Annotated in this window: 22 protein-coding genes and 1 pseudogene; 16 read left to right on the top strand and 7 right to left on the bottom strand. The window is 37.9% G+C overall.

Translation table 11 applies throughout. The annotated features are described in order from the left end of the window. Positions 1–181: 181 nt before the first annotated feature. From AC5WOE_RS12795 to AC5WOE_RS12780, 4 genes are all read left to right on the top strand, one after another. Entirely contained in the window at positions 182–1198 is a 1017-nt protein-coding gene (locus tag AC5WOE_RS12795) for a LacI family DNA-binding transcriptional regulator (RefSeq protein ID WP_496048962.1), read from the top strand. A 79-nt stretch (positions 1199–1277) separates the two neighbouring features. Continuing rightward, positions 1278–1925 carry a 3-hexulose-6-phosphate synthase gene (gene hxlA / locus AC5WOE_RS12790; protein ID WP_496048961.1) on the top strand — a complete coding sequence of 216 codons (648 nt, stop codon included), beginning with the start codon at positions 1278–1280 and terminating at the stop codon, positions 1923–1925. Next, on the top strand, positions 1913–2461 hold the full coding sequence (gene hxlB / locus AC5WOE_RS12785) for a 6-phospho-3-hexuloisomerase (RefSeq protein ID WP_496048960.1): 549 nt from the start codon (positions 1913–1915) through the stop codon (positions 2459–2461). Before hxlA ends, hxlB begins: the two co-directional genes overlap by 13 nt. Before the next feature lie 357 nt (positions 2462–2818). Continuing rightward, the gene (locus AC5WOE_RS12780) at positions 2819–3676 is read left to right on the top strand and encodes a PIG-L family deacetylase (protein ID WP_496052737.1); all 858 of its coding nucleotides are present in this window, start codon (positions 2819–2821) and stop codon (positions 3674–3676) included. 88 nt (positions 3677–3764) lie between these two features. Here AC5WOE_RS12780 and AC5WOE_RS12775 read toward each other — a convergent pair whose 3' ends face one another. The 5 genes and pseudogenes from AC5WOE_RS12775 to AC5WOE_RS12755 form a co-directional block, all read right to left on the bottom strand. Further along, positions 3765–4826, bottom strand: coding sequence for a Ger(x)C family spore germination protein (locus AC5WOE_RS12775; RefSeq protein WP_496048958.1), 1062 nt, complete (start codon positions 4824–4826; stop codon positions 3765–3767). Further along, positions 4819–5901: a GerAB/ArcD/ProY family transporter gene (locus tag AC5WOE_RS12770; RefSeq protein ID WP_496048957.1), complete on the bottom strand. Its 1083-nt coding sequence runs from the start codon at positions 5899–5901 to the stop codon at positions 4819–4821. Before AC5WOE_RS12770 ends, AC5WOE_RS12775 begins: the two co-directional genes overlap by 8 nt. Further along, positions 5894–7228, bottom strand: a complete 1335-nt coding sequence (locus AC5WOE_RS12765; protein ID WP_496048956.1) for a spore germination protein — start codon at positions 7226–7228, stop codon at positions 5894–5896. The genes AC5WOE_RS12770 and AC5WOE_RS12765 overlap by 8 nt, the downstream gene beginning before the upstream one ends. 221 nt (positions 7229–7449) lie before the next feature. Beyond that, positions 7450–9039: an APC family permease gene (locus tag AC5WOE_RS12760; RefSeq protein WP_496052736.1), complete on the bottom strand. Its 1590-nt coding sequence runs from the start codon at positions 9037–9039 to the stop codon at positions 7450–7452. A gap of 68 nt (positions 9040–9107) precedes the next feature. Then, positions 9108–10048 (bottom strand): annotated as a pseudogene (locus AC5WOE_RS12755) (glutaminase). 238 nt (positions 10049–10286) lie between these two features. Here AC5WOE_RS12755 and AC5WOE_RS12750 point away from each other — a divergent pair. Both AC5WOE_RS12750 and AC5WOE_RS12745 read left to right on the top strand, forming a co-directional pair. Further along, positions 10287–11585, top strand: coding sequence for an ATP-binding protein (locus AC5WOE_RS12750; protein ID WP_496052857.1), 1299 nt, complete (start codon positions 10287–10289; stop codon positions 11583–11585). Between the two features lie 4 nt (positions 11586–11589). After that, positions 11590–12501 (top strand): response regulator, encoded by a 912-nt coding sequence (locus AC5WOE_RS12745; RefSeq protein WP_496052735.1) that lies wholly within the window; start codon positions 11590–11592, stop codon positions 12499–12501. A gap of 16 nt (positions 12502–12517) precedes the next feature. Here AC5WOE_RS12745 and cdaS read toward each other — a convergent pair whose 3' ends face one another. Further along, positions 12518–13192 (bottom strand): sporulation-specific diadenylate cyclase CdaS, encoded by a 675-nt coding sequence (cdaS, locus tag AC5WOE_RS12740; RefSeq protein ID WP_496052734.1) that lies wholly within the window; start codon positions 13190–13192, stop codon positions 12518–12520. A 329-nt stretch (positions 13193–13521) separates the two neighbouring features. On the opposite strand from cdaS, the gene AC5WOE_RS12735 reads away from it, so the two are divergent. Continuing rightward, positions 13522–13917 carry a YndA family protein gene (locus tag AC5WOE_RS12735; protein ID WP_496048953.1) on the top strand — a complete coding sequence of 132 codons (396 nt, stop codon included), beginning with the start codon at positions 13522–13524 and terminating at the stop codon, positions 13915–13917. A gap of 211 nt (positions 13918–14128) precedes the next feature. On the opposite strand, the gene AC5WOE_RS12730 is transcribed toward AC5WOE_RS12735, so the two are convergent. Then, on the bottom strand, positions 14129–15742 hold the full coding sequence (locus AC5WOE_RS12730) for a putative polysaccharide biosynthesis protein (RefSeq protein WP_496052733.1): 1614 nt from the start codon (positions 15740–15742) through the stop codon (positions 14129–14131). 227 nt (positions 15743–15969) lie between these two features. Between AC5WOE_RS12730 and remA the strand changes: the two genes are divergently transcribed. The 9 genes from remA to dinB all read left to right on the top strand — a co-directional run bounded on the left by remA (position 15970) and on the right by dinB (position 24006). Beyond that, positions 15970–16242 (top strand): extracellular matrix/biofilm regulator RemA, encoded by a 273-nt coding sequence (gene remA, locus AC5WOE_RS12725; protein WP_496048951.1) that lies wholly within the window; start codon positions 15970–15972, stop codon positions 16240–16242. 59 nt (positions 16243–16301) lie between these two features. Next, positions 16302–16907, top strand: a complete 606-nt coding sequence (gene gmk / locus AC5WOE_RS12720; protein WP_496048950.1) for a guanylate kinase — start codon at positions 16302–16304, stop codon at positions 16905–16907. A 25-nt stretch (positions 16908–16932) separates the two neighbouring features. Further along, complete coding sequence (gene rpoZ / locus AC5WOE_RS12715) at positions 16933–17139, top strand: DNA-directed RNA polymerase subunit omega (protein ID WP_496048949.1); 207 nt, start codon at positions 16933–16935, stop codon at positions 17137–17139. Between the two features lie 103 nt (positions 17140–17242). Then, positions 17243–18433 (top strand): bifunctional phosphopantothenoylcysteine decarboxylase/phosphopantothenate--cysteine ligase CoaBC, encoded by a 1191-nt coding sequence (gene coaBC / locus AC5WOE_RS12710; protein ID WP_496048948.1) that lies wholly within the window; start codon positions 17243–17245, stop codon positions 18431–18433. Continuing rightward, a complete protein-coding gene (gene priA, locus AC5WOE_RS12705) occupies positions 18430–20874 on the top strand; it encodes a primosomal protein N' (RefSeq protein ID WP_496052732.1) in 2445 nt (814 codons plus the stop codon). Before coaBC ends, priA begins: the two co-directional genes overlap by 4 nt. Then, positions 20831–21304: a peptide deformylase gene (gene def / locus AC5WOE_RS12700; RefSeq protein WP_496052731.1), complete on the top strand. Its 474-nt coding sequence runs from the start codon at positions 20831–20833 to the stop codon at positions 21302–21304. The genes priA and def overlap by 44 nt, the downstream gene beginning before the upstream one ends. Beyond that, a complete protein-coding gene (gene fmt / locus AC5WOE_RS12695; RefSeq protein ID WP_496052730.1) occupies positions 21301–22263 on the top strand; it encodes a methionyl-tRNA formyltransferase in 963 nt (320 codons plus the stop codon). The genes def and fmt overlap by 4 nt, the downstream gene beginning before the upstream one ends. A gap of 41 nt (positions 22264–22304) precedes the next feature. Then, positions 22305–22829 carry a dihydrofolate reductase family protein gene (locus tag AC5WOE_RS12690; protein WP_496052729.1) on the top strand — a complete coding sequence of 175 codons (525 nt, stop codon included), beginning with the start codon at positions 22305–22307 and terminating at the stop codon, positions 22827–22829. 112 nt (positions 22830–22941) lie between these two features. Then, entirely contained in the window at positions 22942–24006 is a 1065-nt protein-coding gene (dinB, locus tag AC5WOE_RS12685) for a DNA polymerase IV (RefSeq protein WP_496048931.1), read from the top strand. Positions 24007–24016: the final 10 nt, after the last annotated feature.

Here is a 24016-nt window from a genome sequence, read left to right as displayed (position 1 = left end):
TTAAGAGAATAGGAGGTGTTTTTCTTTAGAACTATCATTCCAATCAATTGGAAGACTGATTCCCAAATAATCTTTTTCTTAATTAACTGAATCACCAAAGACTGCAAGTTTTTCAATACTGGATTTGACCAAAAATAATAGATACAATTAATGTAGTAATTAAGAAAAAGAGGTAGATTTAATGGGAAAGGTAACAATGGCAGATGTAGCAAAAAAAGCTGGGGTATCAAAAAGTACAGTTTCCCAGTTTTTAAATAAACGCTTTGAATATATGAGTGAAGAAACAAAGCATAAAATTAATGAAGCTATTGAGGAACTTAGATATCAACCGAACTATATTGCTAGGAGCTTAAAACAAAAACGAACATCCATGATAGGGATTATTGTTGCAAATATTATGCACCATTTCTCTACAGAAGTCAGCAGAGCTATAGAGGATTATTTCATTAAACGTGATATTCATGCAATAATATGTAATGCTGACAATGACCCGGAAAAAGAAAAAAAGTATATTGAAATGCTTCGAGCAAAACAAGTAGATGGACTTATCATTTTTCCGACAGAAAAAAATATAGAGTTGTATAGCAATATGGTTCAAGTTGGTTATCCAGTTGTATTTATGGATAGAAAAGTAAGAGACATTCCTATACCATCGGTCAAAGTAAATAACTATGAAGTAACACAGAGTATTATTCAACATTTTATTGACACAGGTCATAAAAGGATTGCTATTGTAACCCAACCATTGGAAATCTCTACTCGGGTTGATCGAGTGAAAGGTTATAAAAGGGCACTCCTTGATAATGGTATCAAGTTAAACTCAGATTATATCGTTTGTGCAGATACGAAAGAACTCAATCAAAAGCTTAAGAGGCTATTTAGTGAGGAAACAAAACCTACAGCGTTGCTTGCAGGTAATGATTTAGTTTTTTTAGAAGTACTTGATTTTGCTAAAGAAAATGAATTAGAGATGGGTAGAGATTTTTCTTTAGCTGTTTTTGATAATATACCTTTTGCACACTTGGTGACTCCACCTGTAACAACAATTGCACAACCTTCTTATGTAATGGGAGAAAAGGCTGCCGAAATGCTATATAAACTCATTAAGAAAGAGGAATCAGACCTAGACGATATCATTTACCAATGCCAGCTTTTGATTAGAGACTCCTCGAAAAAATTTACATTTTCTCCTGATTAAGTACTGTGTTCATTCATTTTTAACTGGGTAGGATGAGCATTTTAACTAAATCGATTTATCTAATAGGAGGAGACCTATTATGAAAATTCAATTGGCACTCGATCGTCTTACTATAGATGAAGCAATAAAAATAGCGAAGATGACAGAACCATACATTGACTGGATTGAAGTTGGTACATCATTGATAAAAAAATATGGGATTATAAGTGTAAAAAGAATGAAAGAAGCATTTCCAACAAAATTAGTCGTTGCAGATATAAAAACAATGGATAATGCAGCATACGAATTTGAAATTTGTTTTGAAGCTGGGGCTGATTTGGCGACTGTTATGGGTGTCTCACCTATGGCAACAATAAAAAAATGCATAGATGTTGCTAAGAAGTATAAGAAAGGAATTATCATAGATTTATTAAATACAAGTGAAAATCAAAAAAGACCATTATTCTCGTTAGCTCACGATAAGGTAATATACTGTGAACATGTCAGTAAAGATGAGCAAGAGCTGTCTGGAAAAAGAAATGAATCATCAAACCTAAGGTATGATTCATCTATCAATTTCGCTATTGCGGGTGGCATTGATATAGATTTCATACCTACTGTTATGAGGAAAAGGCCTAAAGTTGTTATCATCGGTTCAGCAATTACTCAGGCAAGTAACCCAAGCAGAGCGGCAAGAGAGTTAAAGACTGAAATTTGTAAAGAGGATAACGAATTATGCAAACAGTAGAGCTTATCATGGATGAAATTCAAAGAGTAGTCCATAAAATAGAGGAGCAATTGTTAGAGAACTTTTGTTCAGCGCTGTTGAACAGTAAAAGAATATTCGTAGTTGGTGAAGGACGGTCAGGGCTAATGGCAAAGTCCCTTGCCATGCGATTAATGCATCTGGGAGCCACCACATATGTTGTGGGTGAAACGATTACACCTTCGATTGAAGAAGGTGATGTGTTAGTTGCTGTTTCGGGTTCAGGTAAGACTAAATTGGTTGTTTGGACTTCAGAAAAGGCCAGATCCATACAATGCGATGTAGTGGTGGTCACCACAGATCCTACGTCTGAGCTTGCATCACATGGCAATTTGATTATTCCTATACAAGCTGCAACCAAATATCGCAATAAAAACGAAGCAGAATCGATTCAACCACTCGGATCTTTATTTGATCAAAGTATTCATATCTTATTCGATGCTGTTTGCCTTCTCTATTCAGAAGCAACAAGTGTTGATAATGAAAAGGCATTTCAGCGTCATAGTAATCTTGAATAGTACTAGTATATTGTCCAGAGTGAATACTTCTGTATGGAAGCATGTTTGGAACATTTGACCGAAGGTGCGAGGGTACTATATGTTTTCTTATCTAAAAATAGAAGGTTGGATAACCAACCTTCTATTTTTGTTATTTTTTTAATATCTATAAATTAGCCTTTTATAAATCAAAACAGAGAAAGAATTATTAATTAATTATATTTCCACACTAAAATAGTATAGATCGGAATTTCCTCTGCTATTATTTCAAAGAGAAATGAACTTTTTTGTTCCTTTTTCCGTCTTTGGATAAAGAAGATGAAAACGTCATAGATTGAAAAGATGGGTAATAAAAAGCAAATGTAAGGAGAAAGAAAAATGGGAAAATGGATTATGCGCATGTTAATATTCACTTCCGTTTTTGTTATTTGTCTTTTTATCACCAGTTATTTAGATATCGGTCATGGAGGAAAGGGACATGTATCAGCTAAAAGTAGTTCACAGAAAATACTTTCAAATGAAATAGATAGTAGTCTCAAAAAAATTCGACTTGACGCAAAAACACTAAAACATAAACAAATTTCTGTCTATTATGTTCCTCATCCAGATGACGAACTTTTGACTTATGGAGTTCCTATCCGTAACGATTTGCATGCTGGGAAAATTGTTTACCTTGTGTTATTTACCCATGGAGAAACATCTTCCATTATAAAAAAATTAAATCGCATGGTTTATCCAAAACTAACTCCATATGAGCTTGGCTTGGCTCGGGTGAAAGAGTTTAATCGTTCCAGCCAAGATCTAGGAATAGACAGTGCCCATAAAGATATCTATGACCCACAGAAAGAGAAAGCAAGAATGGAATTGATTCGTAAAATAGCGCTCTTTTTTGAACAAACTTTTCCTCATGTTATGCAAAATGGCCTTAGTAGGTATGATGTTATACCTGATCATGCCATCACTGGTATGGTATTGGATCAATTGTATAAGGAAGGTGAAATCAAGCATAAGAAAATATATGCTTCCATTTACATGTCACGTTTTGCTAAACATCGACTAACAGGGAAACGGATTTTCCCTGAAAATGCAAAAGATAATCGTATCTTTAATAAAGCGATTCGCGATTATGATCGTTGGGACCCAACTCATAAGTGGTACGCATGTGGCTTTATGAGTGTACGCCCCCAATTTTACAGTTTTCATAAGCATAAATATTCTATCTTAGTAAAGGAATAGTAGAAAAATATAGGAGATACCAAATAAAAAGTCTTGGGTTTGATGCCAAGATTTTTTTATTTCAATTTTTACTAGGATCTATATGATATCACTCGCTTTTTAAAAATCCTTCGTTTTGAATGTCTACATTTACATGAAATTTCATATTTAAGTGAGGATAGTATTCTTCTCTCCATTTTTTTAATTTTTCCCGGGGAATATCGTTTCGGAAAAATTGACCTAAACCAAAAATATCAGCTTGCTCTTTTTTCGTTAAAGATAGTATTCGATAAAATCTATTAGTTAGCAGAGTTGCAAGTTCTTTTTTTATTTGCTCAGGAGACGGATTTCCTTTTGTCTCTAAAATCGTCACTTTTAAATGAAGTTGACTTTCGATGTAGGGCTTACCTTGAAGGAACTTATGCTTATTTCTTCGGTTATCACTTACTATCAAAATCGTTGCATGATCCATTACTTCGACTTTTCCATGTAGCCCTTCTCCATTAAATAGATTGAACACAAGCGATTCATTAGGGCTAATTTGGTTGACCATTTTCCCGTTTTTGATAATTGCTGAACCAAGGTATTCAATTCGAGTAAGTTTCCCAGATTGGATAATGGGTACAGCAACATCTCGTGTATAAGAATGAATACTGCGGTACATTTGCCATATACGAGTAAGAGCAATTTCCGGTGTCCAACCAGCATTTTTTTCAAAAAAATCAAGTAAAGTAACACCAGTTGGTGTCTTTGAATTTTTTACATTGTCAAAAAAGTGATCTAGATTCTCGTTACATATTACCATCTGGGTTTTAGGGGATATATCACGTGATCTCATAAATCCAGAGACGATGTCTTTTAAACCCTCTTTCGCAAACTGTTTGTCTATTACGATCACTTTGACATGAAGCAGGTCAACAATTCGTTCCATGTTCATGCTGAGTTTATCCACTGCATCTGCGATTGACTTTCCTGTTCCTTTTATGATGCGAATATCTAATTTATCTTCTTCTAGTACAGGTATTTCAAGAATGATTTTGTATCCTTCTTGTTGCTTGGAGATACCTAGAACTGCTGGTAATAAGCGATGATTAATATCTCTATTGTTCCAACAACCGCATAAGAAGAGTTCCAAGCTTATGATAAGAAATAGTATGAATTTCCTAAGCATGGTTAGATTGTTCTCCTCTTTTAGAGCGAAGTCCTAGCAAAAGAATGGAGATAGGTACGAAAAGTAAACAAAAAAAACGAAATGGACCATTAAACAAGAATAATTTTTCTACATAATTCCAATTCGGGATAAGAAAACAGATCAAATAGGCAATGATCGATATACTAATAGTTAGATAGAAAGGGGAAATAGAAGGGAACACTCTATTAATGATTTGAATAAGCATCCATTCTATTAATGAAAGATAGAGAATACCAAAGGAAATTAGGCTTAATAAAAAAAACAAAGTTACTCGATCAAACATCAGCCAATTCATATAGATAGAGTCGACTGCTTCTACAAAAGGAAAATACATAGTAGAAGCTGTAGCCTCACCAAAAGTTAGGATAGGAATATAAACCGAAATCACAAAAAATGGCAGGAGAGCTAATGCAGAAAGAAAAATCTTTTTCCGGTTAAGTGAGAAATGTGGTTGAACAAAACCGAGAAACAAGAAGATTCCAGCTACTGGAAAAAAACTTGCTAAATAGGAAGATTTATTCAGAAATGAAAAGTTGTTTTCGCCGATGAAAGGGAATGTATAGCGCCAATCAATATTTTGCAAAGAGGATAAACAAGCAAATAGAAATAAGGGAAGAAATAAAATTCCGATTAAGATACCTGAACGTAATATTACTTTTATGCCTTTTAACGAAAGCAAAGTGGAGGTTGTGAGTAACAAGATTTCCATAGCCCAAAGAGGAGTATTAGATAAAAAAATGATGGTAATGATCTCGGAATAGGCACGGATGGCAATAAAAAGACTATTGAAGAAGTAAATAGCAATGGGTAATAAAAATATAATAGAAACGATTTTGTTGGTTTCCAGATAAATATCGATAATATTTTTATTAGGGAAATAGCTTAATCCTTTTATGTAAATAGAAACAAAAATGATATGAATAGCAGCACCAATGAGTATTGCTATCCAATGACTTTCATTCGTACTAGAGATAATATCATTGGGATACATAAAAAATATTAATCCTAAATGGGTAAGGTAATAAGTCGTTATGACAGGTAAATTTTTATTCATAGTTACAATCATCCTTTGAAAATGGTAGATCAACAAATGGAATTCCATATATTTCTATGCTGGCGAAATAAACGCAGATCACTACAATCCCTATTAATAAACCTAATACACCATAAATAGCTGCAAGGATGACAATAAAATATTTCATTAATCGAATCACAAGGTAGTTTTGAATACCAACCACAGTGGAATTTGCAATGATAGAAGTTGCAACTACTATTGTTAAAAGATTACTGACTAATTTAGCAGATATAATAGCTTGTCCCAAGATTATCCCACCAACCATCGTAACAGTTGGTCCAATACTTTTTGGCAATCGAATGCTGGCTTCTAAGATTAATTCAAGGATGATCAGCATAAGTAAGACTTCAATAAGAGCAGGGTAAGGAATCCCTTCTCGACTTTTTGCAATCGAGAGAGCTAGTTCTATTCGTAGAACTTCTGGGTTTATAGATACAAAAGCAACATACAAACCAGGAATTAGTGTTGCAGTTATCGCTCCTACTATTCGAGTCAAACGTATGAAAACCATGATGGGGATGGGGAAATTCCGGTCATTTTCTAGTGCAAACATATCCCATAACGAATTAGGCAGAATAATCCCAGATGAAAATCCATCAACAAGTAAGATTACTTTCCCTTTTTGAATAGCATGTACCATGTCTGTGGGAAGTTCAGTGACTTTATATTTGGATATGATATCCCATTGAGAGAAACCTAATAATTTTATAATATCTTGGGAGTTATACACACTTTTTTTCTTGTTGCTCTGCAACTGGTGTATGACTTTTTGAAGTAGTTCTGGATTCACTTGATTCTCCATAAAAAGCAAAGAAACATTCTTTTTTTGTTCTGTTCCAATGGAAAAATTTTTTATGTGTAAGAATTCTGTTTGAAAATGTTTTCGAATAATCCCCAAGTTTGTTTCCAGATCCTCTATGAAGGAATCATGAGGTCCCTGTATTATGTTTTCATTAGTTGGTAATTCAATGGAACGATTTAATGATTTGGAGATTGGCTCAATAATGAAATAACTTTTATGGAGAAGATGGAACAGAATCAATTTTCCCTCGACGATTGCATCTACAACTTGGCTTTTTTCTGTTGCAATGGTAAGCATGTTTTGGGTTTGTTTTTCTTCGAAATCCCTTGTGAACAATTCAAAAGTTAAGGGATGAATCTCTAGTATTTGTAACGTTTTTGGAAGATCTAATAAAGTTCGAATACCAAATAAAATTACAGGTTGGTTCAGAAGATAGTCTTTTTGCAGAAAGAAATCATCACTTTTCGCAAAGATTTCTTTGATCTCTTTTAGCCAATCATCCATTTCGATAAGTCTCCTCATAATAAAGCCTTTCCTTATCAACTTATCCATAAATAGATGTGCTTTATACTCTTGAAATGAATATATAGAAGAATAGAAATTTCCAACTAATTTATTTAGAATGTGGGGGGAGAATGAGCAATAGATTGGTTTACTTTGAGTGTAGAGGTGAGTTTGAAAAAAAGCTTGTTGACGATGAATACATGTCAACAAGCCTTTGGAGTCTAGTTGTTTTCTTTTGAAATACTTTCGTTTTCATCATTTACTACTTGATAAGTAGGCAGTGCACTTTTGATACCCCAGAAATAAAAGATCAAAGAGCATACAGAAATGAAGAGCATATCCCACCCGTAATGGATGACATTGATTCCGCCAAACTTGTCGCTTCCAAGGTAAGACACTCCAATCATAAAAATCAAGTAAATAAGAAGCCATAAACCCGCTTTGAAATTTTCTCCAAAACCTTGCCAATTGTTTTTGGCTTGATAGTAAAAGTAGATAGGCAAACCGATAATCATGATGAAGGTAACTTCCCCTGTCAATGGCCATTTTGCCCAGTAAAGTATGAGAGAGGCAATGATAAATGCAATTGGAGCAATAATCGACATTCCTTTGATTTTGAGAGGTCGTTTTAATGTATCATCTTTTATCTTGCGAAATGCCATGACAGAAACTGGTCCAGTAACATAAGAAATTAGGGTAGCAACAGAAATGACTTCTGCCAATGTTCCCCAACCTCGGAACATGAACATGAAAATAAAAGAGATGACAAGGTTAAAGCCCATAGCGGCACGAGGTACCCCATATAAGGGATGGAGTTTTCCAAAAATATGTGGAAAATAGCCATTACGTTCCATTCCGTAAATCATTCGTGCTGTTGTTGCGGTGTACGTAATCCCAGTACCAGATGGAGAAATAAAAGCATCTGCAAATAATAAGATCGCTAACCAATTCAAGTTTATTGCTAATGCTAGATCGGCAAATGGAGAACTAAAATTAAGCGCGCTCCAACCGTGGTGGAGCATATCACTTGGAACAGTACCAATATAAGCAACTTGCAGTAAGACATAGATGATTCCTGCGATGAGAATAGCTCCTGTGACAGCCAGCGGGACAGAACGACTTGGATTTTTTGCTTCCCCTGCCATATTGATAGGACTTTGAAAACCATTAAATGCGAATACAATACCAGAAGTAGCAACAGCAGTTAACACGCTTGCCCAACCATTTGGAGCAAATCCACCTGGAGCATGAGTGAAGTTATCTGCATGAAAACCAGTAATGATAAGGCCTAAGATGGTTAGACCAGGGATAAGAAATTTAAAGACGGTAATGGCAGTGTTGACTCTAGCAAATAATTGAACGGTCCAATAGTTGATGAAAAAGTAAATAATAACGAGAATGGCTGCTAGAAATAAACCAGTAGTGGTAAGTACTTCCCCATTATAGAGTTTTTTTGCCCACTCCCAAGGCCAAGAACTCATATACTGGATTGAAGCAATCGCTTCTACAGGAATAACAGATACAATCGCAATCCAGTTTGCCCAACCTGAGATAAAACCGACAAAGCTGCCATGAGAGTAATGACCATAGCGTACCATTCCACCGGATTTTGGAAACATCGCTCCGAGTTCGGCATAGGTTAAGCCGATAAACAAAATAGCGATCATTCCTACGACCCATGCCCACACCGCTGCTGGTCCTGCTACTTTAGCAGCTTTCCAAGCACCAAATAGCCATCCTGATCCGATAATTGATCCAAGACCTGTCATCATAAGAGCAAATGTACCGATATTTCTCTTCATTTGTCCCATCTTTTCAACTCCAATTCTTAGTTGTTTCATTTAAAACACGTTATGACAGCGTTTTCCTTTTAAATGGATTAAAAAATACTTAAATCACACTCACTGACGAGGTGTTCAAGTAACTTTACTCCAGCTACACTATTTCCGAGATCATCTATGGCTGGACCATAGATTCCAATACCACATCCGTCTGGAAATAGAGGTCGTTTCCTAGCTGGCGAAAGTGCCATGATACCACCAGATACTCCACTTTTGGCTGGTATTCCAACAAAAGCTGCAAATTTACCAGAAGCATTATACATGCCACAAGTGAGCATTAAACTTTTTGTCAGTCTAGCTACTTTTTTGGAATGATTTGTTCGCCTAAAATAGGATTGTATCCATCGTGTGCTAATACTAATCCTATTAAGGAAATATCATCTGCTGTAACTTCTATGGAGCACTGCTTTAAGTAAACCTCTAGTGTCACTTCGACTTCAGATTCCAAATATCCCATTTCTTTTAAGTAATAGGCGAGCGCCCTATTTCGATGAGCTGTATTCCATTCCGATTGAAAAACAGATTCATTTAGGACAGGACGTTTACCAATCACTTTTTCTAGTAATTTGTACAAAGATTCTAACTTCATTTGAGGAGAATCTCCGTTGAGAAGGGATGCAACTGTGATGGCTCCAGCGTTTATCATGGGATTAAATGGCTTTCCTGGTTTATGCATTTCTAGACGAATGATAGAGTTAAAGGGGTCACCAGTCGGTTCAACATCTACTCGTTCCATGACATAGGAAATGCCACGTTCGATACATACAGCGATAAAGCTGATGACTTTGGAGATGCTCTGCATCGTAAAAGGAATATTCCAATCCCCTGCTCGTATCTTCCATCCAGCGGGTTCAATGATCGAAATTCCCAAGTGGGATGAATTAGCTTTTTCAAGAGCAGGGATATAGCTGGCACATTGTCCTTTTGAAGTATAGATCTTGAATTGCGTGATTAAGTGATCTAAATTTGGTAAGGTAATTTGGTTATTATTTGCTTTTTCCTCTACAATAATAGGTAGCACCTCCTTTTCACTTGAGATGATTTTTATTTATTTTGTGGTTAGATTCATAAAATGAAAAGGTTTTCAACTTGTTATCTAGAGGCACATAGCTTATTCTAAAACATGATCTATGTAATCAGACAAAAACCTACAAAAAACCCCACTGAAAATATTTTGTTAGTCAATGAAAAATAGGAAGTGGACTAGGGTAGTGAAGATGAATATCAGTGGATTATTAAAAAAAGACAATTTTATCCTCATTCTCATGATCGTGACGGTTCCATTAGCCAGCGAATTAAATTTTTATCCATTTAATGAATCATTCCGCATTAGTTTTGCAGCGCCGACCTTTTTCTTCTTTTTGTTATTGTTCCGTAAAATGCCTGTCATCTTACCTGGGTTTTTAACAGCTGTATTAATTGTCGGATTTAGGATTGTTATTGATTTCATGACCCTTCCACACTTTGATTGGATATCATCTTTGCAAAATCAATTCTCTGCTTTTTTCTACTACTTTACTTATTCCTTACTTTTTTATCTGTTTCAGGTAAATCGCTTTTATGAACGTCCCCTGATTGTTGGGATGATGGGATTTTTCATCGAAATTTTTTCTGATTTATTTGAGATGACCGTACAGTATGTTGTACTAGGTACAATGATTAGTTGGATAGCATTTTATCAAGTGATGATTATTGCTATATCTCATAGTTTTATGGTACTTAGCTTTTTTAGTATGTGGAAATTATACGAAGCGCAAGTAAAAGCCAAACAGATTGCAAAACAAAATGAACATATGCTCATGCTTATTTCCAATTTATATGAAGAAGCAATTCATTTGAAAAAAACATTGCAAACAATCGAGAACACAACCAAAAAATCATATGATCTATATAAAAGTCTTCACAATTCGACAGATAAGGGCAATAGAGTCCAAATGGAAGAATGGAGGAGACAAGCTTTAAAAATAGCGGGAGATATACATGAAGTAAAGAAAGATAATCAACGCATTTATGCTGGTCTTGCGAAACTTATTTCTGATGAAGGCATGACCGATTTTATGCATGTTCGTGAACTTCTTGAAATTATTATACGGATTAATAGGAAATATGCAGCGTTGAAAGAAAAAAGCATTCAATTCGATTACCAGATAGAGGGGATACATCCTCGCTATCATGTCTTTACGGTTTTATCGATTATCAATAACCTTGTGGCCAATGCGGTGGAGGCGATGTTTCAAAAAGGGACGATAACCCTTTGTGTAAGCCAAGATGGTGAGTTTGTTGAATTTCAAGTAATCGACAGTGGACCAGGGATAGCTTCAAAGCATTCCAAATTAATTTTTAAGCCAGGGTTTACCACCAAATATGATGATCTAGGAAATTCCTCTACAGGTATTGGATTGTTTTACGTAAAAGAAGTGGTAGAAGAATTAGGTGGTTCGATTGCTGTTCAGTCGGATCAGGGATGTCACTTTCATATAAGATTACCAATACAGTGTTTGATGAAGAAAGGATAATCCGATGCTATTTTATATTGTGGATGATGACGAAGCTGTTCGATCCATGTTGGATCAGATTATCGAGGATGGGGATTTAGGGAGATTGGTAGGAGAAGCAGAAGATGGTTCTCAGATTGATGGCCCATCATTAAATGCAAAGAACATTGATATTTTAATTATTGATTTGTTAATGCCAAATCAAGATGGCATACAAACCATTCGAAAAATAAAGCCTTCCTTTAAAGGGAAAATTATTATGCTTTCTCAAGTAGAGTCAAAAGAGTTAGTCGGAGAGGCTTACTCACTAGGACTTGATTATTATATAACGAAACCAATCAACAAAATGGAAGTTGTTTCCGTCATTCAAAAAGTGATGGAGCGTATTCGACTGGAAAAGTCCATCCAAGATATCCGTAAATCCCTTGGTGTTCTCGGTATGGAGCAAGTCCAAGTTCCAAAAGCCGATTTGAGAGTTTCTGGGAATATCCTTTTATCCGAATTGGGATTAGCGGGTAAAAGCGGCAGTACTGATTTACTCGATATTATCGATTATCTCTATTACAACCACAAGGATGAATCATTGAAACAAGGGTTTCCAGCTCTTAAAGAAATTTTTCTTCATGTAGCAAAACAGAAGTTAGGGGACGCTATTTCGGACCAAGCTGTCAAAAAGGAAGTCAAAGCGTCTGAACAAAGGGTGCGCCGGGCAATTTATCAATCTTTAAAGCATATAGCATCTTTAGGTCTTACTGACTTTTCCAATTGGACATTTGAAAACTATGCTTCCAAGTTTTTTGATTTTGCTAGTGTACGTGAGATGATGACAGCTGAGCAAAAAGGGCAGACGTTATCGAATTCAATCGTTCGAGTGAACACCAAAAAATTCATTCAAGTTTTTTATTTCGAAGCGGTTCGCTTACACACGGAGAGTTGATTAACTTTGCTTAGAGTTAAGTTTGACTAAGGTTAGAAAAATCAGGGGTAAATGTTATGATGGTTTCCTGCATAGAATCAGGGAGCAAGGCAACAGGATATAAGTGACCATCGACCGCAAAGGTGATTTTTCCTGTTTCTTCCGATACAACTAGAACGAGAGCATCACTCTTTTCTGTCAAACCTAGAGCAGCTCGATGACGGGTTCCGAGTTTTTTTCCATTTCCCTTCCTTCCGGATAGAGGTAAAACATTTGCCGCAGACACAATTTGATCAGACTGGACTAGGATTGCACCATCATGAAGAGGGTTCCCTGGGTAGAAAATAGATTCAATCAAAGTATGGTGCACAGATGCACCAACATGGATGCCAGGTCGGATGAGAGGTGTAAGAGAATCTTGGCGTTCGATAACAATCAGAGCCCCATGTCTTCGTTTTGCAAGATTTTGAATGGATTGAGATATATCTTTGTAATTTTTTGTATAGGGTGACAGATAGCAATTCAAATAAAAAGTAGCGGCTAATGTTTCAATTTGTAAGAACCGTTCCCGTAAACCCTCAAGATGCCCCAAAAGACAATAATTATCTGCATCCAGCAAATGGATGCCTTTCTGTATGTCTACCATAATATTTTGTAATTCATTGGATAACTGATTTTTTAACGGAGAAAAATCACAGTTTGTCTCTTGCATGAGTGGCTCCCTCTTTCAACTTGATATTTCCTTTTTCTGTATTGTTTCCGAGAATAGATGTATGAATTCTACTTTTTTGATTTTATGAGTAGAAAGCCGTAAAACGAAAGAAATTTGTAGCAAAAGATGAGAATCATCTGGAGGAAATAATCCCTCTGTTTGAAAAAATCTTAATCTTTCTTATTGTGAGTACTGTGTAAATTTGTAATATTTTTCTTGTATCTTCTTCATAGTGGGAAGATATATAATTATTCTAATCGGAAGTAATAACAAAATCATATGAATATTTTACTTCTGAGAAAAAATCATATGGTAGTGGAGGGGTAGAAATGAATCTAAAGAAATTAGGTGCTTCTCTTTTGGTTTCTACTGTTGCTCTTGTAATGCCATTTTCATCCGTATTTGCAGGGTCGTGGGAGTATAAGGGTAATAAGTCTTTTTATTCTCATGCAAATGGTTGGACGACAGATTACGTATACTCTACTGGAGGATATTTTAAATTTTGCGTAAGTCAATGGGGTACTTCAGTAAAAAATTATACTTTGTGGGAGTATGACCCAGACAATCCTGACGATAAAATAGCTAGTTTTAGCTTCATGTCTAACGGTGATTGTAAGACTGTTTATGTTCAGCCTTATGTAGATGGAGACAATGGTAAAGCAGAAATTTATGTTCAGACAGACAGTTACCTAGCGAGTACGGCTACTGTTGATTTATGGGATTGATAGTACTATTTTCTTATTTTATAAATGATGACAGCGCTCTCATGAGCCTGTCTTTTTGATTTTTTGTTATAATTTCCTTCATTTAATAAGAGTAATAAGGACTACGAAAGTTTAGATCGAAGAGTCGCAGATGCTATTATCGGAGAAGAAATATTTAGGATGAAATAGAAGTTAAAAGAAAAAGGCCTGCTTTTTTGCAAGGCCTTTCCTTCTACAAACTTTCCACTTGTTTTAGCAATTTTATTTTTTGAAAAAACCGAACCAATTTATTGCCCATCGGCAGCATTCGCAGTTCATTATCGCTGACGGTTTTGGTTAAGAGTAACAAAATAAAGTAGATGATAATTGCGATTATAATGTAGATGAAACTAATCCACAAATAACCCCAACGATCAAAGTGCTCTGCTATAAACCAACCTCTCATAGCCTGATAAGATACATATAAGACGCCCGCCATCAAAACCGAGGCAAACAATGGTTTCATAAATACATTTTTTATCGAAACCTTGATATTGGTTTTGCGGAAAACCATCCATATGTTGAGCATACAAACCACAGTGTAAGCAATAACCATAGCAATTGCAGATCCAGCGATTCCATAGAAGGGGACAAAAATGAAGTTACAAATAAACTTGACTGCTGCTCCGATTAACAAGTGACGAACAGGCAGTTTGTTGTATCCTAAACCTTGAAGGATGCCTGAACTTGTAACGGCTAGCGTGCTGAAGACCGATGAAAAAGATAGAATAGCTAAAGTAGAAGTACCTTTTGCATCCAAATACATCGCGATATTAAAGGGTTCTGCTAAAATACTTAAGCCCAGACACGCTGGTAGACTAATGACAAGGGTCATCATCCAAGCTTGAGAAATCTTGTTATTGACAGCTTCCATATTATTTTTCGCAACATAAGCACCGATTGCTGGAATCAATGCTAGAGTTAGAGAGGATGAAAAAGTAGAAATGATATTTACAAAAGGTTCTCCCCTTGCATATATTCCATACAGGGTACCTGTCATGGACGCATTATAGCCCATTTCCATTAATATTCTTGGGATTGTGAGAGAGTCTACTAATCCGATTAACGGAAGGACAAGTGTTGCTAGTGAAATAGGAATGGCATAAGCAATGATAGATTTCGATAAATCCCATATGGATTCTTTCGATGTAGGTGATACTTGTATAGCTGGTTTTTTTTCTTTCACATTGTACCAAAGTACTACGATCAATCCGGCAATTGCACCAAATACCGCTCCAGCAGTTGCTCCAGCAGCTATTATCTCAGCTCCAAAGCCAGAAACTTTTAGCCAATAAACTAATCCGATAACTGTGACAACGCGCACAATCTGTTCGATTACTTGGGAAATACCAGTGGGCATCATTTGCTGATGGCCTTGAAAATAACCACGGTAAGCCCCCATTACCGGAACAAAAAGAATAGCGACAGCCAATACTTGAATAGGCAGTGTATTTTGTGGACTCTCCAGCATTACATTTGCGACAAAATGTGCACCAAAAAATAAAATAAGTCCAGAGACAATCCCTGTTAGCGATAATATGATTGCAGCAGCTTTCTTTACTTTTTGGGCGCCTTCATAATCATCTCGTGCAAGTCGTTCTGCTACAAATTTGGAAACAGTAATTGGTATACCAGCAGATGCGATCATCAGAAGGATGGAGTAAAAAGGAAAAGAAATCCGATATATCCCCACGATCTTATCGCCCGCAATGTTTTGTAAGGGAGCCCAGAACAGACTACCCAGTATTTTGGTGAGTAGTGTTGCAACACTGAGTATCAGGGTTCCTTTGACGATTTTGTTTGACATGAATCAAGCTTCCTTTAACCCGTTTTTACAATATCGTATTTATTCTAACAGGAATGAGTAGAAAAAACGACCTGACAACGTGAGGAATTCATGACACTAAACGAAACGGGGACATAAAATCTTTGTTAACTGCATTCGTTTTGTTGCGTCTTCCTGAAAAACAAACTACAATAGCATAGAGAGATTTATAAGCGATATTCCCAGCATGGGTGAGGAGGAGCAATATTTTGGGCATTAAATTAATTAATATAGGTTTTGGTAACATCGTTTCAGCAAATCGTATCGTGTCGATTGTTAGTCCTGATTCAGCACCAATCAAAAGAATCATACAAGAAGCACGAGATCGAGGCGTATTGATCGATGCTACATATGGAAGACGAACCCGTGCAGTAATCATAACAGATAGTGATCATGTTATTCTTTCCGCTGTACAACCTGAAACAGTAGCACAGCGTCTAGCAAATGTCAGCAAAGAAAGTACAGAAGAATTAGTAGATTAGCTCAGGTATAAATTGGTAATAACTACTAAAAGATGTTAGAGTAGGAAGGTATACGATACATGACAAATGCCAGTTATCAAGAACGAGGTCTTCTTATTGTCGTATCCGGTCCTTCAGGTGTGGGAAAAGGAACGGTGTGCGGGTTATTACGTAAACGTAACCCGAATCTGATCTACTCCGTTTCTGCTACTACGCGTTCCCCTAGACAAGGTGAAATCCATGGAGTAAACTATTTCTTCCATACAAGAGATGAATTTTCCGCCATGATTGAACAAGGAGAACTAATTGAGTGGGCAGAATACGTGGGAAATTATTATGGGACGCCCCGCCAGTTTGTAGAGGATAAATTGAATGCAGGCGAAGACGTTATTTTGGAAATTGAAGTTCAAGGAGCAAAGCAAGTAAAAGAACAATTCCCTGAAGGGATTTTTATTTTTCTATTACCGCCATCGATGGATGAATTGAAGCGGAGGATCATGGGCCGTGGTACAGAAACGGTATCCACGATTCAACGTCGTCTTCATGTGGCTTCGAGTGAGTGTAGAGAATTAGCAATGTATGATTATGCTGTGATTAACGATAAACTGGAAAATGCTTGTGAAAAGATTGAGGCTATATTGATAGCAGAACATTGTCATACATCGAGAGTTATTATTGAAGATTAACGAGATGGATAGGAGGAATGGATAAGTGCTATATCCATCCATTGATAAATTAATGGCAAAAGTAGACAGCAAATATTCATTAGTGGTACTTGCTGCAAAACGCGCACGCGGACTATTGGAAGGGCAGAATGCCCATATCAAACCAAAATCACACAAGCATGTTGGTGTGGCATTAGAAGAAATTTCTGCCGATATTGTCGTTACACCTGTTCGTGCAAGACGACAAGGATAAAGTCTGTAAGATTTCAAAATAAACAACCTGGTATAAGGTTGTTATTTTTTTAGTGAGATATACCATAAATTGCGAACAAACCTGTGTTTAGTGAGGGATAAAGATGGAGAGAAAACGCATCTTATTGGGGATTACTGGAGGAATTGCAGCATATAAAGCAGCAACGATTGCGAGTAAACTTACGCAGCTAGGTATGGATGTACGCACGATTATGACCAAGTCAGCTACCGAATTTATTACTCCTCTAACTTTACAAACACTCACCCGTAATCCAGTAGCGGTTGACACCTTTGATGAACGTGATCCCTCTCGTGTCATGCATATTGATTTGGCAGATCACGCTGATTTGGTACTTATTGCACCAGCGACAGCGAATCTAATCGGGAAAATAGCAAATGGTATAGCAGATGATATGTTATCCACAACTATATTGGCAACCCAGGCGCCTATTGTGCTGGCACCAGCGATGAATGTACATATGTACCAAAATAAAATCGTCCAAGAAAATATGCAGAAACTCTCATCCTATGGTGTGACATACATTGAACCTGATGAAGGTCAATTGGCCTGTGGTTATGTAGGAAAGGGTCGACTCGCAGAACCAGAAGAGATTATCGCATGGGTTCAGGCTTTTTTTGCTCCAAAACGTTTGTTAGAAGGAAAGACAGTCCTACTCACAGCTGGACCAACTGTGGAAGCCATTGATCCTGTTCGTTATTTGTCGAATCACTCATCGGGAAAAATGGGATATGCACTAGCAACAGCTGCACTACAAGCAGGCGCAAAAGTGATCTTAGTCAGTGGACCAGTTTCTTTGACATCTCCTGATGGAGCAGAAGTTATTGCCGTAACAGGAGCACAAGAGATGCACGATACAGTTCTCGCAAATCTAGATAGAGCAGATATTGTAATCAAAGCGGCGGCAGTCTCCGATTATAGACCGAAGGAAGTATTGTCACAAAAACGGAAAAAGCAGACAGACAGCTGGGAATTAGAATTGATAAAGAATCCCGATATTGCATATGAAGTAGGCAAACGTAAACGAGAAAATCAACTTTTAATTGGCTTTGCTGCTGAAACAGAAAATATCGAAAAGTATGCAAGGGAGAAGTTGGAGAAGAAAAATATGGATTTTATTATCGCCAACGATGTGCTTCAAGCAGGAGCAGGATTTTCTGTTGATACAAATGCAGTAAAAGTTTATGGAAGACAAGGATTTATCCACTCTTACCCAGTGATGCCTAAGCGTCAATTGGCAGAAAAATTGATTCGGTGGATCGGGGAACAGCTATGATCCAAGTAGCAAAAGTAGTGGTGGATGTTCCGAGCAAAGGAACAAATCGACCTTTTGATTACTTGGTACCCGAAGAATTAATCGGTGAGATTCAAATAGGGAGCCGAGTGGAAGTTCCTTTTGGACCAAGAAAAATACTAGGATATGTGATTGGGCTAACCCTCTCCTCTCCCACCCAAAAACTAAAGAATATTTTAGATGTGAAAGATATTTTACCACCGCTTACTCAAGAATTAGTTCAACTGGGACAAGCGATGGCGGAAGAATATTTTTGTCATACCATTACCGCATTTCAATCGATGATTCCCGCAGTGCTCAAGGGAAAATATCATAAGAAAGTTTATTTGAGTTCAGAAGGTAAAACCTTTGATAAACAGCTGGAGCCTTTGCGCCAACTGCTCGAGAAGAAGATATCGTGCAGCTTTGAAGAAGCGGAGCGACTTGTTGGCAGACAAGCATTGCGAAAATCGATTCAAGATGGAGCTATTAGGCTGGAAGAGCATGTGGGTGACCGAGTGACCAAAGAACGAATATCTTGGGTGAAAGTGAAAAGCACAGATTTGCAAGAAATTCCCAAAAGGGCAAAAAAGCAAGTCGAGGTGATGCAATGTTTACTCCAAGATCATGCCGAGTTACCACTTTCCACGTTATTGGCTCATACCGGAGCAAATAGGCAAACGGTCAAAGCACTAGCTGAACGTGGATTGGTACAGATCGAAGACAGGGAACAATATCGTGATCCATATCGAGATACCACCTTCGAACCTACTGTGCCCTTAGAACTGACAGCAGAACAACAACAAGCATTTGACACGATAAATAGACCTATTAAAGAAGAGCAGTATGAGACAATTCTTTTACATGGTGTGACAGGCAGCGGAAAAACTGAAATTTATTTGCAATCGATTGAAGAGGTATTACAGCGAGGAAAAGAAGCAATAGTGCTTGTTCCAGAAATTTCGCTAACCCCGCAGATGGTAGATCGATTTAAAGGGCGATTTGGAGATAAAGTAGCAGTACTCCACAGTAGACTTTCAGCTGGAGAACGATATGATGAATGGCGAAAAATTCGTCGAGGTGAGGTTCAAGTGGCAATTGGTGCGCGTTCCGCTATCTTTGCTCCTTTTACCAAACTGGGATTGGTCATTATTGACGAAGAACATGAGTCATCCTACAAACAAGAAGAAAGCCCACGTTACCATGCGAGAGAAATTGCCAGATGGCGAGCACAATTTCACCAAGCTGCCGTAGTGCTGGGGTCTGCCACGCCTTCACTGGAAAGTTATTTTCATGCTCGAACCAATGCTTATGCTTGGGTAACATTAAAAGAGAGAGTAAAAGGCAGACCTTTTCCAACAGTAGAGACAGTAGATATGAGAGAAGAACTGAAACAAGGCAATCGGACGATGTTTAGCAGAGCACTTACCACATCGATTCAGGAAACCATTGCTCGTGGAGAGCAGGTTGTTTTGTTTTTAAATCGCCGGGGATATGCTACGTTTGTGCTATGTCGTTCATGCGGAGAAGTAGCCAATTGTGAGCATTGTGATATTGCATTAACTTATCACCATACCAATCGAACCGTGCGTTGCCATTACTGCGGCTATACGGAAAAAGTGCCCACTACTTGCCCAAAATGCCAGAGTGAACATATTCGCCATTTCGGTACCGGAACACAAAAGGTCGAGGAAGAGTTGACGAAGCATTTTCCTGGAATTCGTGTCATACGGATGGATATGGATACAACAAGTAAAAAAGGTTCTCATGAACGGCTATTACGTTCCTTTGGGGAAGAAAAAGCAGATATTTTACTCGGTACACAAATGATTGCCAAAGGGCTGGATTTTCCGAAAGTTACATTAGTAGGGGTTATTGCAGCAGATACCATGTTGAATCTTCCAGATTTTCGAGCGGTCGAACGAACGTACCAATTGCTGACACAAGTGAGCGGCCGTGCTGGCCGTCATGAACAGCCTGGGAAAGTGATCATCCAAACCTATCAAGAAGATCACTATAGTATTCAAATGGTTTCTCAGCATGAATCAGAGGCATTTTATCGCAAAGAATTATTATTGCGGAAACAACATCACTATCCCCCGTTTTGTGGATTGTTTACGATAACAGTCAGTCATATCGATCGTGTTTTAGCCATGAAACGGGCAGTGGAAATCGCCGATGTTTTGAAAGGAAATCCAAATTATGAGGTGCTGGGTCCAGTAGCACCATCTGTATCGAAAATAAAGGATCGCCACCGCATTCAAGTAATGGTGAAATATCCGAACGACCATAAAATTATCCAAGAAATTCAATCAAAGTGGAAAATTGTTGAAGATTGGTCCAGAGATAAAGAATTACGCATACAAATTGATCGTGATGGTGAAATAGGAGTGAGCACAAATGACTATACGCAACATCGTGAAGTATCCCGATCCCATTCTTAAGGAAAGGGCAGTAGAAGTGACAAGATTTAATGACAGGTTGGGCAAACTGCTCGATGATATGGCTGAAACCATGTATGATGCTCATGGTGTTGGATTGGCAGCCCCTCAAGTTGGGATTGGAAAAAGAATCATCGTGGTAGATGTCGGGGAAGAATTAATCGAGATGGTAAACCCAGAAATTGTGGAAAAATCAGGGGAACAGATAGAACCACCCGAAGGCTGCCTCAGCATTCCTGGATTACTCGGTTATGTGAAAAGAGCAAATGTAATTCGGGTGAAAGGGCAAGATCGAAACGGAAATACAGTGGAGATGGAAGCAGAAGGCTTTTTAGCCCGGGCATTCCAACATGAGATCGATCACCTAAATGGTGTATTATTTATTGACATAGCAGAGAATGTGTTCCGTCCGGAGGAGGAAGAGAACCGATGAGAGTGATATTTATGGGCACCCCAGCTTTTGCGGTGCCTTCTTTGTTAACATTGATAGAAGAGGGGTACAGTATTGTTTCCGTCATTACGCAACCAGATCGTCCAGTTGGCAGAAAACGTATTTTAACCCCGCCTCCAGTCAAAGAAGTGGCAGTTGAACACAACATTCCAGTTTACCAGCCAGAAAAGATCAGACTGGAAGAAGGAATCAACTACGTGAGATCAATGGAGCCTGATTTGATTGTCACGGCTGCATTTGGTCAAATCTTGCCAATCGAAATTTTGGAGATACCGAAATTTGGCTGTATCAATGTCCATGCCTCTTTGTTGCCCAAATATCGAGGAGGAGCCCCCATACACCAAGCTCTGATCGATGGAGAAACAGAGACTGGTGTGACACTAATGTATATGGTCGAAGCTTTGGATGCTGGGGATATGATCAACAGCAGAAGTATTCCGATTGCAGAAGATGATCATGTAGGGAGCTTATTTGAAAAGCTATCTCATGTAGGAGCTGAATTAGTAAAAGAGACACTGCCTGCGCTGATTCAAGGGAAGATTACTCCAGTTCCGCAAAATGAAGAGCAAGCTACTTTTGCCCCAAATATCAAACGAAAGCAAGAAGAAATTGATTGGAGCCGTTCCGCTGTAGAGATTCGCAATCAAATCAGAGGACTGCATCCTTGGCCAGTTGCGTTTACATATTGGCGAGGACAAGCATTTAAAGTCTGGTGGGCAGAACTGGTAGAACATAATCCAGAAGGGAAGAAACCGGGTGAAATATGGGATTTAACAACAGAAGGTATTTTTGTTGCCACAGGTTCTGCTTCCCTCCGCTTGACGGATATCCAACCAGCAGGGAAAAAACGACTAGCAGCCAGTGATTTTGTCCGAGGACGACAAATGAATAGTGGTGAATTTTTGGGTGAAAATAATTTGGAGTCTAGCACACTTGTATGAGTGTTTGCTAGACTCTCTGTTTAGGAAAGGGATGGGATAGAATGGAGAGAAAAGTCATCTTATATATCGCCATGTCGATTGATGGGCATATTGCTGATGATGAGGGTGGATTGGATTGGCTACATACTACCCAAGGAGAAGGTGACAATGGGTATAGTGAGTTTATCGAGCGGATCGATACTGTTGTCATGGGAAATACAACCTACAAAGAAATTCAGACGTTTGATGTCCCGTTTCCATATGCTGATAAAGAATGTTTTGTCTTTTCTAATCAAGCGGCAGGATCAGATGAGTATGTCCAATATACAAATGAAAATGTAGTAGATTTTGTCGAAAGGCTGAATCAGAAAGAAAAGAAAGATATTTGGATAGTTGGCGGAGGGAGTTTAATCAAACATTTTATGCAGCATCAGTTGATTGATGAATTGATACTGACCATTGCTCCGGTTACTTTAGGGAAGGGTATTCGACTCTTTCAAGGGGAGAGTATTGAGACACGATACCATTTGCAGAGTATTCAACGTATCAACGAATTTGCGCAGTTGCATTATATGAAAAACGTCTAGCGTACGCCCTTATCAGATGGAAAGGGTTTTGGAGTAAGTTTGAGTTGATTGTCATTCAGAATAACCTCATAATATATATGCAAATGTATGTTTGATGAGGAGGTTTTGCGCAGTGAGGAAAATACTACATATGGATTTGGATGCTTTTTTTGCCAGCGTAGAGCAATTGGACAATCCTTCACTGCGGGGCAAACCGGTAATTGTAGGGGGAAGAGAGAACCGTGGGGTAGTTTCGACCTGTAGCTATGAAGCTAGGGCTTTTGGGGTGCATTCTGCGATGCCTGGGGTGGTTGCGAGAAGAAAGTGTCCCCAAGGGATATTCGTTCCTCCTAGATATGATCGCTATAGGGAAAAATCAGCAGAAGTGCGGAATGTTTATACCAGTTATACGGATCGTTATGAAACGATCAGTTTGGACGAAGCTTATCTCGATGTCTCTCACTATCCGGATGCTGTTCCGATTGCGAGAGAAATCAAACAGCGAATAAAAGAGGAAACCGGGTTAACGTGTAGCATCGGGCTTTCCTATAACAAATCATTAGCAAAAATAGCAAGCGATCTCAGGAAGCCAGATGCACTCGTGATTATTCGTCCAGAAGATGCTTTATCCATCTTGGAAAACCTCCCTATAGGTACGATTCATGGAATCGGAAAACGATCGAAAGAACGTTTAGCACAAAAAGAAATTTATACAATTAAAGACTTTTGGCAGCTGGCTCGTGAAGAAGTAGTCGAGATGTTTGGGAAATTTGGCTATGATCTCTATGATCGAGCGAGAGGAAGAGATGATAGAGAGATTGTCATGAATCGAGCTACGCAGTCTGTCAGCAGAGAAACTACTATGCCTGTTGATTTGTATGAAAGAGATGAAATAGCTCCCGTTGCAAGAGAACTTTTAGATGAAGTTATCGAAGTAGTGAAAAAGAAAAAATTATATCCCCAAACATTGTCTTTAAAAATCAGATATGCAGATTTTACAACCCATTCTAAACAACAAACCGTGACTTCGAACATAGATTGGTATTTTTTACTGGAAGAATTAATAGATACTTTTGACTATACAGGAGGGGTTCGTCTCGTATCAGTGCGTTTTTCTAATTTTAGCTTAAATCCGATAGGTCAAGGTTTTGAGCAGCTCTCTCTTGACTGGGATGAGAATATTACGAAAGGTATATGAAAAAACAGAA

It is taken from the genome of Shimazuella sp. NTD248, from assembly GCF_059510395.1.
This window is presented reverse-complemented; position numbering and strand designations above follow the sequence as displayed.

Excerpts from the sequence above, each read along its gene's own strand:
- AC5WOE_RS12795 (WP_496048962.1), top strand. The coding sequence starts at position 182 with ATGGGAAAGGTAACAATGGCAGATGTAGCAAAAAAAGCTGGGGTATCA.
- hxlA (WP_496048961.1), top strand. The coding sequence starts at position 1,278 with ATGAAAATTCAATTGGCACTCGATCGTCTTACTATAGATGAAGCAATA.
- hxlB (WP_496048960.1), top strand. The coding sequence starts at position 1,913 with ATGCAAACAGTAGAGCTTATCATGGATGAAATTCAAAGAGTAGTCCAT.
- AC5WOE_RS12780 (WP_496052737.1), top strand. The coding sequence starts at position 2,819 with ATGGGAAAATGGATTATGCGCATGTTAATATTCACTTCCGTTTTTGTT.
- AC5WOE_RS12775 (WP_496048958.1), bottom strand. The coding sequence starts at position 4,826 with ATGCTTAGGAAATTCATACTATTTCTTATCATAAGCTTGGAACTCTTC.
- AC5WOE_RS12770 (WP_496048957.1), bottom strand. The coding sequence starts at position 5,901 with ATGAATAAAAATTTACCTGTCATAACGACTTATTACCTTACCCATTTA.
- AC5WOE_RS12765 (WP_496048956.1), bottom strand. The coding sequence starts at position 7,228 with ATGGATGATTGGCTAAAAGAGATCAAAGAAATCTTTGCGAAAAGTGAT.
- AC5WOE_RS12760 (WP_496052736.1), bottom strand. The coding sequence starts at position 9,039 with ATGGGACAAATGAAGAGAAATATCGGTACATTTGCTCTTATGATGACA.
- AC5WOE_RS12750 (WP_496052857.1), top strand. The coding sequence starts at position 10,287 with ATGAATATCAGTGGATTATTAAAAAAAGACAATTTTATCCTCATTCTC.
- AC5WOE_RS12745 (WP_496052735.1), top strand. The coding sequence starts at position 11,590 with ATGCTATTTTATATTGTGGATGATGACGAAGCTGTTCGATCCATGTTG.
- cdaS (WP_496052734.1), bottom strand. The coding sequence starts at position 13,192 with ATGCAAGAGACAAACTGTGATTTTTCTCCGTTAAAAAATCAGTTATCC.
- AC5WOE_RS12735 (WP_496048953.1), top strand. The coding sequence starts at position 13,522 with ATGAATCTAAAGAAATTAGGTGCTTCTCTTTTGGTTTCTACTGTTGCT.
- AC5WOE_RS12730 (WP_496052733.1), bottom strand. The coding sequence starts at position 15,742 with ATGTCAAACAAAATCGTCAAAGGAACCCTGATACTCAGTGTTGCAACA.
- gmk (WP_496048950.1), top strand. The coding sequence starts at position 16,302 with ATGACAAATGCCAGTTATCAAGAACGAGGTCTTCTTATTGTCGTATCC.
- coaBC (WP_496048948.1), top strand. The coding sequence starts at position 17,243 with ATGGAGAGAAAACGCATCTTATTGGGGATTACTGGAGGAATTGCAGCA.
- priA (WP_496052732.1), top strand. The coding sequence starts at position 18,430 with ATGATCCAAGTAGCAAAAGTAGTGGTGGATGTTCCGAGCAAAGGAACA.
- def (WP_496052731.1), top strand. The coding sequence starts at position 20,831 with ATGACTATACGCAACATCGTGAAGTATCCCGATCCCATTCTTAAGGAA.
- fmt (WP_496052730.1), top strand. The coding sequence starts at position 21,301 with ATGAGAGTGATATTTATGGGCACCCCAGCTTTTGCGGTGCCTTCTTTG.
- AC5WOE_RS12690 (WP_496052729.1), top strand. The coding sequence starts at position 22,305 with ATGGAGAGAAAAGTCATCTTATATATCGCCATGTCGATTGATGGGCAT.